Origin of the sequence: Mesobacillus zeae (assembly GCF_003570705.1) — a bacterium.
Classification (GTDB): Bacteria; Bacillota; Bacilli; order Bacillales; family Cytobacillaceae; genus Mesobacillus_C; species Mesobacillus_C zeae.
In genome coordinates this window covers 127,331-139,491 of record NZ_QWVT01000011.1, presented here as the reverse complement: position 1 = coordinate 139,491, position 12,161 = coordinate 127,331, and the positions used below count along the sequence as shown (strand labels likewise).

Genomic DNA, 12,161 nt, shown 5'->3' with positions numbered 1-12,161 from the left:
ATCACAAGGTTTTCTGTCCGAATGAAGCATTTTTCTGTCCGAATCCCGGCATTTTTTGTCCGAATCACTTATGATTTTGTCCGAATCCCGGCATTTCCCGGGAGAAACTCACTATTTCCCAAGCTTCTCCCCATGAATCCCCCGGTCCTTCACATCATATTCCAAACAGAACCCGCTTATGATTATAGCTCAGTCCTAATATCCCATAGCTCCGGGAAAAACCGTTGGTCGAGCACTTTTTTCAAATAGCCGACGCCTGAGGATCCGCCCGTGCCCATTTTGAAGCCGATGATTCTTTCGACCGTTTTCATATGGCGGAAACGCCACTGCTGCAGCCAGTCTTCAATGTCCACAAGCTTTTCCGCCAGCTCATACAGCTCCCAGTACTTCTCTGGATTCCTGTAAACCGTCATCCAAGCTGCTTGAACTGACTCATTTCCTTTATACGTTTTTGTTACGTCCCTGTCTAGGACTTCCTCATCGATAGGCAATCCTGCCTTATGGAGCGCGCGGATGCTGACATCATATATTCCTGGTGCTTCGAACGCTTCTTTTAATGTAGCATGGAGCGCAGGATCCTTTTCGTAAATTTTGAGGACATGCGGCGTTTTATAGCCCAGCGCGAACTCCACCATGCGATATTGGTAGGATTGGAAGCCTGATGCCTGGCCGAGCGAATCACGGAATTCCATATACTCGGATGGCGTCATCGTTGCCAGCACATCCCACGCCTGAATGATTTGAGATTGCGTCTTCGATACCCTTGCCAGGCGTTTCTGCGCTGCTGAAAGGTCATTGTTTTCAATCGACTGGATTGCCGCTCTCATCTCATGGAGAATGAGCTTCATCCACAGCTCGCTCACCTGATGGATCACAATGAACAGCATTTCATCATGATGGCCTGAAAGCCTGTTTTGCGCGCTTAAAATCTTATCAAGCTGCAAATACTCCCCGTACGTCATATTATTCGAAAAGTCTGTGTGGATATTTTTTTCAGATGTTGTTGCATTAACGTCTTTGTTTTCTTTTTCGATGCTCATCTACATCCCCCTTATGATAAAACCCCTGAAATCTCCCTTGCAGCACAACCATCTGCCTTTTAATCTAAAATCCGCCTGATTACCGCCCGGACGGGGCTTCCATCCGCTTCTTTCAAAGGCAAAGGCAGCGCAATCAGCTCGTAATCTCCTTCTTCCACATCATCAAGCATGATGTTTTCGAGAATATGAATGCCATTTTCGTACAGAGCATGATGTGTTTCCATGTCCTTGCTGTCGAGCGGGTCAACTGACGGGACATCCACGCCAAGCAGGCGCACGCCTTTTTCCGCAAGAAACGGAGCGATATCCGCCGCCAATAGCGGAATGCGCTCCGGAAACACGCCTGGATTATTCGGAACCGCCGTTTTCAGAAGTAGCCTTTCCGCTCCGTCAAGACTAAATCCGCCCAGCAGGCTGGCATCGATCCGGCTTGCGTAGGAGACATCAATCACCCGCGCCCGCCCTATATACAGTTCAATATCAAGGTCAATGATTTTTTCGCCATCATCGTTAAAATGAAAAGGCGCATCTACATGTGTTCCTGTATGCAGGCTTGTCGTGATTTTCCCGATATTGACCGACCCTGTCGCCTCTTTTGTAAAAGCTGTTTCATATCTATAAGGGGTATCTCCTGGCCAGTGGGCAATATCATTGCATAGAGGCTGTGAGATATCTATCCATTTGTGCTTCATTTTCTATGCCACGACTCCCCGTTTGTTTTCGTATTGCTTATATTTTTCTTCTACCATGATCGTTTTCAGCACCTGGACTGCCTTCCACACTTCTTCAAAAGTGTTGTACAGGGCAACTGGCGCGAGACGGATGCCGTTTGGCGCGCGGAAATCAGGGATAATGCCTTCCGCCTTCAGGGCTTTACAAATCCTCGCCGCTTCGGGATGCTCCAAATAAATGTGTCCGCCGCGCTTTTGGACATCAAGCGGATTTCGAAGGACTAAGCCATGGCCATCCAATTCATGGACAATCAAGTCGATCATATAGCCTGTAAGCTTCAGCGACTTTTCACGGATTTTTCCCATCCCGGCTTCATTGAACATTGAAAGCGAACCGATGAGCGGCGCCATGCTCAAAACATTCGGGGTGCCGATTTGGTAGGCACCTGCATCCTCTGCCGGTGTCAGTACATGCTCCATATCGAACTGTTTATCCTTCCGCGAGCTGAACCATCCTGCAAGGCCCGGCTTCATGCCAAAATGGCGCTTGTTCACGAATAATCCGCCTGTCGCGCCAGGCCCTCCGTTCAAATGCTTATAGTTGCACCAGAAAGCAAAATCAATATCCCAGGCGCTCAGCTCATGCGGAATTGCGCCAATGGAATGGCACAGATCAAACCCGATCGTAATCCCGCGTTTGTGCGCCTCTTTTGCCAGCAATTCCATATCGAGTATTTGCCCGCTCCGGTACAGGACGGCAGGCAGCACAATCAAAGCGATGTCATCAGACATGGCGGCGATAATATCTTCTTCTCTTAATGTTTGCCCATCCCCGCTTGCCACCCTGACAAGATGTTTTTCAGGATCATAGCCTTTTTGCATGAGCTGGCTTTGCAGCGCATAAATATCGCTCGGGAAATTGAGCTCATCCGCCAATATCTTCGTTTTTTTGCCGATAGGCTTATAAAAAGTAGAAACAAGCTGATGGAGGTTGGTAGTGGTTGAGCCTGTGACGATGACTTCCTCCGGTGCCGCCCCAACAATTGGCGCCAATTCTTTCCCTAATGTTTCAGAAAGATAGAACCATGGATTTTTCCCCTCTGTCCAACCGTCTATCCCATAAAGTTTCCACGATTCCAATAAATCAAGCAACGCCTGTTCTGCCCGCTTCGAAAGGAGTCCGAGCGAGTTTCCATCGAGGTAAATTCCGTCTTTTTTTATATAAAACTCTTTCCGATAGGATGCCAGAACATCCTGCTCATCAAGCATATGCGCATAGTTCTCTGTAAAATCCATAGAATCCCCCTTTCAGAATATTTATTCATTTGTAAAAATTATATCGGATTGTTCGATATACTGTCCAGATGCGCCACTTTTAAAAAAGGAGAGACAGACCGCAAAAATTTTATAAAAATCACTAAACAATCATCACTTTTAGCCGATATACATAAAGCCGTCTAAATTCAGGCAGTTATAGCAGCAATTCCATTGTTACAATAACGTTATCAATGCGGATTTAGGCATAAAATAAAAATATCATAAAATGCGTTTAAGTCTTGTTAAACAGGGTATACACTTAAAATTCAGGGTCTTTTAAGACAGCAAGGAGGCTTCTCATGCTAAAAATATTAACACTTGGATTAGGGATAACCTCTCTAAGCGCAATAGGCCTGCTTTTCTCCAAGCATTGCAGCAGGAAGAAAAATTTCAGAGATACCTTTTCAAGCGTTTACTCCCCGCTTGTCATCAGGCTGACTCATATTAAAAAAAGTTATGGATTCGACCAAAAGCAGCTCTACCTGATTAAGGATCACCGGACAAAGCAATCCACCAAAATGACGGATACACTACAATTGGCTGATGACATATTTCTTCAAGTTGAAAAGAATGAAGCCGCTTTTTCTTCAAAAGTTCTTGAGCATTACTATCGTACGAAAGAGATTACCTTGGAGAAGTCTGCGCATTTCGCTTCCAATCCTAAAAACAGCAGTGATTATTATATAAATCAAGCAGAATACGAGCTTCACAAAAGCAAGCTGCTGCTCGCAAAAGCGTTTATAGAGGAAATGACTTACGTCGCGAAGAAAGCGGACGTGCTGTACCCCGACTTGGAGGAGACACTTGATTTCTTCCCAGTGTTCCTCGACCATCTGCTCGAGCATGAGCTCATTGTCTCCAGTCAGAGAAAGCAGGATTGGCAGCAAATAATGAAAAAGTGAAGGAGCATTCCTTCCCTCAGCTTGTAGAAAAATCCCCTTATTTTAAATACCTTTTGAAAAAGGGGGTTTTTGATGTTTTATTTGTCTTCGACCACAATATACAAGTATCAAGATACTACCTAAACCACTATATGTTGTAGGTTGAATTTATAAAAAAGCTGCCGAGACTTTCTCGACAGCCTGAGTGAAGGAGCATTCCTTCACTTTTTCTATTCGTACGTGATTAGATTTTTGAAGATATCCAGCGTTGTAGAAGGATAGATACCTCGTCTCGGAATCTCCAGCATTTCACTTTCTCTTTTTGCCATTCCATCCTTTATGGTGAATGCCATTTTTACATCCAGCTTTTCCAAGGTTTCGAGCGTATCTTTATCGTATTCTCCAAAAGGATAAGCGAAGGCTGAATTGTCGCCAACGATATACATGCTTTTCTCAAGATCTTTAAGAATGTCCTTTTTATCTTTTGCAACGAGCAAGGCTTTGCCCTGTTCATTCTTCTCGTGCATTTTATCCGTATGACTCATATATTCGAATATATCCGAGCCGGCTTTAATATCGGCATGGCTCAAATATTGTGCATCCTTCGGGTCGTAATCCCTTGGTTCCCGGTCGATTCTGTCTGTGATGAGAAAAACAGTTGCGTGAAGGCCGTTCTTTTTTAACGCAGGATAGGCATTGACGTAATTATCTTTGAAGCCATCATCAAATGTAATCAATACACTTTTTTTCGGAATCTCCAATTTGCCTTCCATGAAAGCACCGAATTCCTTCATCGTTAAGGCCGTATAACCTTCCTCATTCAATAGCTTCATTTGTTCTTCAAAACTCTTCGTTGTAACAATGGTCCCGTACAGTTCCCCGCGTTCATCATAATGCGCTTTGGTAAGTTGATTTTCATCAAGGATTCGATGGTACATCAATACAGGCACTTTATCTGCCGTTGCCTTTGCTTTGTTAAAACTTCGTACGACTGATTTTCTTTCCCCTTGTATCGGATGATCCCAATTGAAATCGACCTTGGCGTAAGCAATCTTTTCAAAGTTGTTTACAAAGAAAATAGACAAAAACGCAAAATGCGCAACAAAAACGGTCACAAACATAAAGTTCATCGGCTTCTTAAAAATGACTCCTCACCCCTAACCGACTTTTGATGTCTTTTTGTTAATGTTAACCACTTTTCCTTCTGTTTCCAGGTCTTCTCCATAATTCTGATGGGAATTCCCGACACGCTGGACTTTGTTCCAGCTATGTTTGTTAATGAAGTAGCCCACCGTACCGAATGTATTGAAGAGCACACCCAAAAATCGGTACGTCACAATTTCAAGGGGAATGAACATCGCTATCCTGATCTTGTCACTCTTTGAAAATTTATAGCCGAAGCGCTGAGTGACAACGAAAGCAACGATACTCTGATAGACTCCCAGACTGAAAGAAAACCCGAATAACATGAGGGCTAAATAGACACCTTGGCCTGAGAATAAAATAATAAACGGGATAATCAGCGTCGGAAAAGCGGTAAGCGTTCCCAAAATTAACGAATCCACAATCAAAAACAGAGACATGCTGATGCCAAACTTCGTGAACAGCGAGCGCCCGTAGATGATAATGCAGTCAATAAACGCTTTTTGCCAGCGAATGCGCTGCTTAAAGAGATCCCGAAGAGATTCAGGGCCTTCCGTAAAACATACCGCCTCTGGTATGAACAGTATTTTCTTTTCGGGATACTTCGTCTTGATCAGCCTCTGGATCCTCATGGTAATATCCATATCCTCGCCGACAGTGATCCGGTACCCTTCCACTTCAAACAAGGCGCTTCTCTTAAAAATACCAAATGCGCCTGAAATAATCGCAAGTGCATTAAACTTTGACTGCGTGATTTTATATAAATAAAAATTGGCAAGATACTGCGTAAATTGGAATTTAATCAAATTAGGAATTTTGAACTTTGGCACCGGATTCGTATAATCTCCATGGAAGCCTTGACCAATATGCACCATACCGCCGGCAGCAATCACATTTTTATCACGGAAAGCCGTATTAATGACCTGCAAAGAACTTACTTCCAAAGAACTATCAGCATCCAGCGTAATGATATTTTCAAAATTGGCATACTCAATACCAGCATTCAGCGAATCTGCTTTTCCCCCGTTTTCCTTGTCGATTACATATATTTTCGGATAGCGCTTCGACTGGTAGACTTGTTTAATTTCCTTGTGCGTTATTTTGCCTGCTTTATTTTTGCTAATCTTCTCCAGGTTCAATAAAGACATTAATAATTCCATCGTTTTATCTGATGAACCGTCGTTGATAATAAAAGCCTCATAGTTTTGATAATCAACATGGAGGATCGCCTGGATACAATTCCTGATGATTCCTTCTTCATTGTAGGCCGGTATGAGAATCGTCATACCTTGTTCGTAGGCCATTTTATGCCTGTAGCGATTCCCTTTTACAGTGAACAACGGAACAAATATGTATAATGCCTGAAATACAAAAAAGATAACATACATACAAACCGTAATGGTTAACCCCACTTTTTTCTCCCTCACTCTGCACGGTATATTTTACTATCATGGCATTCCCTTGTTTTGTAACAGCTCCCCTTTCGAACTAACCTATAATTTAAGCGGCACTTTTTCAAATAGGCTACTGGCCGACAAAACACTGCTGCCAGCTATATCCCCTTTAAAATGCATCCTCCCTCTTATTCTGATGATGATCTTCAGAGAAGAGTAATAAGTATCTGGGAGGGTAGAATGGCCTTTATTTAAAAATGGTATATGACAAAAATTTCACATTATCCCTATCATAATGACTCATAATCACTGTAGACAATAAGTGAAAAGACATAATTCGTTCACATTTACAGGAGGAAGAAAAACCCATAATTATACAAACAAGGATAATTGTAGTCATATTTACTCTATTTTCATTCAATCAATTTCGACTTTTTCTCTTACATATAGACATTTTTCACCATTTTTCTAAACAACCCCCATTAATAATCATTTCTAAATAACTAGTAAAACAGGGTGTAAATACCTAGTAATTTCTTTCTTTTTTCAAAGAAAATGTAAGTAAATATACCTGAACACTTATATACTTCTCTGCTTAATTGAAGAATCACATTAGTAGTACACCCCATTTAATGGGAAACAGAAGTGTCATGTTCCCTACAAAGGCTATATTTTTTTAGGCATTTATCTTCAAAAACGAGATGATTTGGAGATAAATGGATCTTATCAGCACTCACAGATAAGCAGTCAGGGACGGCGGCAAAAAAAACTCCGCAGTCGAAACTGCGGAAAATAATTGCTGCTTTTATATGAAATTGGCAAACCAAAATCCCAGCGCTGTTCCGACATAATTTCCAATGATATAGCCGAGTGTCCCAACGACCAGAATCGGACCGATTAAATCCTTCCAGCCTTTCGCAATGGCCATGGCCGCTGCCGTGGTTGGGCCGCCGACATTTGCGTTGCTCGCAAGCAAAACTTCCTCAAGAAAGAATAGATAAATTCAATGAAATTAATGTACTTCCAAAATCTTTAAGAGAAATTTTAGTTAAAGAATTTGGAGAGTCTATTCTAGATGTTGTTCCTTTAAAGGAACAACATTCTGAGCAAGTCACTAAAGTCTTATTTAAAATTTCTGGAAATGAAAAAGTAGAAACGGTCAATATGAAATATAAAGCTGGGTGGGAATCATTTTGTATATCTTCTCAGTGCGGATGTAATTTTGGGTGTAAATTTTGTGCAACAGGTGACATTGGATTAAAAAGGAATTTGACTTCGGATGAAATTACTGACCAAATTCTCCATTTTCACTTACAAGGTCATTCAATTGATAGTATTTCTTTTATGGGGATGGGAGAAGCATTAGCCAATGTACAAGTTTTCGATGCCTTAGATGTACTCACTGATCCTACGCTGTTTGCTTTAAGCCCTCGTAGGTTATCTATTTCAACTATTGGTATTATACCAAGCATCAAAAAAATGACTCAGAATTATCCGCAAGTTAACTTGACGTTTTCGTTACATTCTCCTTTTAATGAGCAACGAAGTAAGTTGATGCCGATTAATATTCGATATCCATTATTAGATGTGTTGGATATATTAGATGAGCATATACGAGTAACTTCCAGAAAAGTTTACATCGCTTATATTATGTTACCTGGTGTAAATGATTCAATTGACCATGCTAAAGAAGTAGTAAGTCTTTTAAAAAGTCGATATAAAGCTGGGAGTCTATATCATGTAAATTTAATTAGATATAACCCAACCGTTAGTTCATCTTTAAGGTTTGATGAAGTGGACGAAAGTCGTGTTGTTAATTTTTATAAAGAATTAAAATCATCAGGGCTCAATGTGACTATTAGAAGTCAATTTGGAATTGATATAGATGCTGCTTGTGGTCAGTTGTATGCAAATTATCAAAAGAGCGACAAGCAGTAATTTGAGGGGAACGTAATGTTTACAAAGTAGGAGGCCTCCTAATGGCGGTTAAAGAAATACATTGCAATATTGTATTTCATAAAAAAAATTGTTACTATTATAGAACAAATGTGAAAGGGCTGATGGATGAACTATGATTAACTAATCTATATTTTATTTGAAACGAATAAGTTCGTACTTTAAAATATAGGATTAGTCTATTCATTTTTATAAATCAGTTTATGCCTTATTAAATATGAGTGTATGACTAATCCTTCCAATTAAAAATGGGGAGGATTTTTTGATTCTCTCGCAGATAAGAAGTATATTTTTCATATCTTCACCTATATTCTAATGAGTAAGGAGAGATAAAATGAGTACAGACACTATTGTTACGCATGTAATACTCCGTATAAGTCGTTAATATCCATCAAACTTATACGGAGAAATTTAAAATAGATGGGTGTGCCGACTTTGTATAAAAAGTAATAAGTGTTGATATACAAAGGAGGAATTATCATGTCAATGATACAAGTTCAAGACTTAACTTTTTCTTATCCAGGTAGCTTTGACAATATTTTTGAAGGTGTAAACTTTCAAATAGATACGGATTGGAAACTTGGATTTATCGGTAGGAATGGACGAGGCAAAACTACATTCTTTAATTTATTATTAGGGAATTATGAGTATAGTGGGAATATCATTTCTTCGGTAGAATTTAATTATTTCCCTTATCCAGTTTCAGATAAAAACAAGTATACGCATGAAATCTTAGAAGAAATTTGTCCCCAAGCAGAAGATTGGGAATTTCTTCGTGAAATGTCCTATCTAAATGTTGATGCTGAGGTTATGTACCGACCATTTAAAACATTATCAAATGGAGAACAAACAAAGGTGTTGCTTGCTGCACTTTTTTTGAATGAGGATCAATTTCTATTGATTGATGAGCCAACCAATCATCTAGACACTGATGCTCGAAAGGTGGTCTCTGATTATCTAAGGAAGAAAAAAGGGTTTATTTTAATTTCACATGACAGAATCTTTTTAGATGGATGCGTTGACCATATCTTATCTATAAATAGAGCAAATATTGAAGTGCAAAGTGGTAACTATTCTTCTTGGAAGTTAAATTTTGATAGACAACAAGAACACGAAGAGGCAACAAATCAGCGTCTACAAAAAGACATGGGGAGATTAAAACAGTCTTCAAAGCGAGCAGCAGGTTGGTCTAGTCAAGTGGAAGCTTCCAAAAACGGGACAACAAATTCGGGTTCTAAGTTGGACAAGGGTTTTGTAGGACATAAAGCGGCAAAGATGATGAAGAGAGCAAAGAACCTTGAATCAAGGCAACAAAAAGCTATTGAGGAAAAGTCAAAACTGCTCAAAAATGTGGAAAAAACCGAGTCATTAAAATTAGAACCATTGGAATTTCAGTCAAATGAATTGATTGTTTTGGCTGATGTGTCTGTTAAGTACGATGACCAAGTAGTGAATAAGCCAATTAGCTTTAACGTTGAACATGGTGACCGAATTGTACTTGATGGAAAGAATGGAAGCGGAAAAAGTAGTATTCTAAAACTAATTCTAGGAAATCCCATACAGCATACAGGCACAATGAATTTAGGTTCAGGCCTCATTATTTCCTATGTCCAACAAGATACTTCTCATTTGAAGGGACTGTTATCGGACTTTATTGAAATGCATGAGATTGATGAAACGTTATTTAAATCCATCCTACGTAAGATGGATTTTGACCGAATTCAATTTGAGAAAGATATATCTCATTATTCTGGTGGACAAAAGAAAAAGCTGCTTATAGCCAAAAGTTTATGTGAAAAAGCTCATTTGTATATTTGGGATGAACCGTTAAATTTTATTGATATTTATTCGCGCATGCAGATTGAAGAGCTTATTCAAAGGTTTAATCCCACAATGGTTATTGTTGAGCATGATCAGGCATTTCAACAAACAGTTGCAACAAAAACTATATCTATGTAGTTAAATTTGAAGAATCGAAGATATAATTAGTAAATCAGGTTATTAAACTATAGGGTGCGTTTCTTCAATAAGGTCTTTGAATTCCGCAAAACAGGAGCAATAGAGAAAGAACGTTATTAATGTCTTTTAAGTTTATCTTGAAGTCGAGTCTTCTGTTAAAGGGCGCTATTGTTGAATAAACAACTATATTTTAACCCCGTCCTAAATTTAGAACGGGGTTATGCTTGTTTGAGCTTTTAAAATTAAATAACTTTATTGTCTTTTTACAATTTTCTCGGTATTGTAGCGGAAAATTAGGCTTTTTCTTCAAAATACCAGTCAGTGGTTGGTGTATTCTATAATAAATTATAGTCTAACCTTAACCTCAGTACCGTCCTTAGCTTTGACATCTACTAGCACGATCCCCTTATAATTTTTCAGTTCCTTGACGATAGGCTTTAGCGTTTTTTTGTCTATTAGTGGAAAGGTAAAGTCCAGTTTTTTTCTTTCGAAGTGCTCTTTTGTCCATTTGTTTGCATTTTGCTGAAAAAATTTTGAAGACAAAATTGAAATAACAATGTTTAAAATAGCATATGGAATTGGGATGGTAAACCGAACGTCTTTTGCTTTCACTTTTACATGCATCATAAGTAAATCACTAATCAATGATGACCGAAACGGTATCCCCGTTTGCCGATTTAATATCAACAATTTGGCCATCTAATTCGTTTTCGATTGCTTCAATAATAAGGCTTATGTCTATATCTTTAACGTATTTTTCCGATTGAGGAATACTCGCTGCGATGCTCTGTCCAGCCATTAATACTGCCTTGACCAGTTTTATAGGCAAATTGACCGTGACGTTATCATTTTCGGCTGATACAACACGAATTTTTAATGTTTTATCTAAATATTTAGTCGGTTTTTCAAAAAGCTTATTACCTGTTTCTTCTTTCTCTTTTAATACTTGAATCAGTTCTGATCCCTTATCTGCATCAATCTTCCCTTCTTGAACCATTGTTAACACTCTTGTAATTTCCTCTTTCATGATAAATTCCTCCCTATTCCTCTTTTAAGAGCTTAATGGCTTCTTCTGGTGTGATTTCGCCATTTTCCAACATGGTGACAACTTTTTTCTCGTCTACTTCATTTTTCTTCTTCTGCACATATCCAAGGGATGAAATGATGTCTGTCAGCTTGCCTCGAACCGTTGGATACGAAATCCCCAGTTCCTTTTCAACTTCTTTGATATTCCCTCTGCATGTTAAAAATACTTCCACAAAATGAAGCTGATCCTTTGATAAGGATGCCAGCTTAGATAATTCAAACTCATTTTCAATCGTAGTGTGACAATGAGAGCACTGCAACTTTGTAATTTTCAATGTTTTACTGCAGACAGGACAATTTGTGATTACTTTATAAGCCATAATGAAATCCTTCCTTTTAGTTGATTCAATTATATTATATAACAAGAAATCAAAAATATAAATAATAAAATTGATTTTTTATTTTAAAAAAATCAATAATGTTGATTTATTATTTAATATTATTGATTATCCGTTTTTATTTTTCATTCAAGTATTATATTTACCATAACGGTTGAAATTGTAGACATCCCTCTTGGTGAAAATCCCCAGTTACATAATGAGCACGCTTACTTAGACTTTGAGATGCTGATTAATAATCCATGGATATTTGATATTAATATTCCAACTGATGATGATTCAGCAGTCGTTAGCATTGATGTATTATTTAATGATTTAGAACTTGAAAATTATTAAGCTTACGGGTTGATTAATCTCCGATTATGCAGTGATTTGA

10 protein-coding genes and 2 pseudogenes are annotated in these 12,161 nt (G+C 38.9%); 3 read left to right on the top strand and 9 right to left on the bottom strand.

Annotated features, from left to right (window positions below; translation table 11 throughout):
- Positions 1–182: 182 nt before the first annotated feature.
- From kynA to kynU, 3 genes are read right to left on the bottom strand one after another with little or no spacing between them, the layout of a single operon-like run.
- On the bottom strand, positions 183–1,040 hold the full coding sequence (gene kynA / locus D1970_RS06150; RefSeq protein WP_181213325.1) for a tryptophan 2,3-dioxygenase: 858 nt from the start codon (positions 1,038–1,040) through the stop codon (positions 183–185).
- Between the two features lie 59 nt (positions 1,041–1,099).
- Positions 1,100–1,732, bottom strand: a complete 633-nt coding sequence (gene kynB / locus D1970_RS06145; RefSeq protein ID WP_119112008.1) for an arylformamidase — start codon at positions 1,730–1,732, stop codon at positions 1,100–1,102.
- A 3-nt stretch (positions 1,733–1,735) separates the two neighbouring features.
- Positions 1,736–3,007: a kynureninase gene (gene kynU, locus D1970_RS06140; protein WP_119112007.1), complete on the bottom strand. Its 1,272-nt coding sequence runs from the start codon at positions 3,005–3,007 to the stop codon at positions 1,736–1,738.
- Positions 3,008–3,327: 320 nt separating this feature from the next.
- On the opposite strand from kynU, the gene D1970_RS06135 reads away from it, so the two are divergent.
- Positions 3,328–3,930 (top strand): hypothetical protein, encoded by a 603-nt coding sequence (locus D1970_RS06135; RefSeq protein ID WP_119112006.1) that lies wholly within the window; start codon positions 3,328–3,330, stop codon positions 3,928–3,930.
- A gap of 209 nt (positions 3,931–4,139) precedes the next feature.
- Here the strand turns inward: D1970_RS06135 and D1970_RS06130 are convergent, their stop codons facing one another.
- From D1970_RS06130 to D1970_RS06120, 3 genes and pseudogenes are all read right to left on the bottom strand, one after another.
- Positions 4,140–5,039 (bottom strand): polysaccharide deacetylase family protein, encoded by a 900-nt coding sequence (locus tag D1970_RS06130; RefSeq protein ID WP_119112005.1) that lies wholly within the window; start codon positions 5,037–5,039, stop codon positions 4,140–4,142.
- A gap of 27 nt (positions 5,040–5,066) precedes the next feature.
- On the bottom strand, positions 5,067–6,464 hold the full coding sequence (locus D1970_RS06125) for a glycosyltransferase family 2 protein (protein WP_119112004.1): 1,398 nt from the start codon (positions 6,462–6,464) through the stop codon (positions 5,067–5,069).
- A 787-nt stretch (positions 6,465–7,251) separates the two neighbouring features.
- Positions 7,252–7,434: pseudogene (locus tag D1970_RS06120) on the bottom strand (DUF819 family protein); the annotation flags it as partial.
- Between D1970_RS06120 and D1970_RS06115 the strand changes: the two are divergent.
- Both D1970_RS06115 and D1970_RS06110 read left to right on the top strand, forming a co-directional pair.
- Positions 7,431–8,384, top strand: a pseudogene (locus tag D1970_RS06115) (Cfr family 23S rRNA (adenine(2503)-C(8))-methyltransferase); the annotation flags it as partial. The pseudogenes D1970_RS06120 and D1970_RS06115 sit on opposite strands and share 4 nt — an antisense overlap.
- Positions 8,385–8,882: 498 nt before the next feature.
- Positions 8,883–10,361 (top strand): Lsa family ABC-F type ribosomal protection protein, encoded by a 1,479-nt coding sequence (locus D1970_RS06110; protein ID WP_119112003.1) that lies wholly within the window; start codon positions 8,883–8,885, stop codon positions 10,359–10,361.
- Between the two features lie 345 nt (positions 10,362–10,706).
- On the opposite strand, the gene D1970_RS06105 is transcribed toward D1970_RS06110, so the two are convergent.
- From D1970_RS06105 to D1970_RS06095, 3 genes are read right to left on the bottom strand one after another with little or no spacing between them, the layout of a single operon-like run.
- Positions 10,707–10,988, bottom strand: a complete 282-nt coding sequence (locus D1970_RS06105; RefSeq protein ID WP_018393056.1) for a hypothetical protein — start codon at positions 10,986–10,988, stop codon at positions 10,707–10,709.
- A gap of 10 nt (positions 10,989–10,998) precedes the next feature.
- A complete protein-coding gene (locus tag D1970_RS06100) occupies positions 10,999–11,388 on the bottom strand; it encodes an SHOCT-like domain-containing protein (RefSeq protein WP_119112002.1) in 390 nt (129 codons plus the stop codon).
- Between the two features lie 13 nt (positions 11,389–11,401).
- On the bottom strand, positions 11,402–11,767 hold the full coding sequence (locus tag D1970_RS06095) for a DUF2089 domain-containing protein (protein ID WP_018393054.1): 366 nt from the start codon (positions 11,765–11,767) through the stop codon (positions 11,402–11,404).
- Positions 11,768–12,161 lie beyond the last annotated feature (394 nt).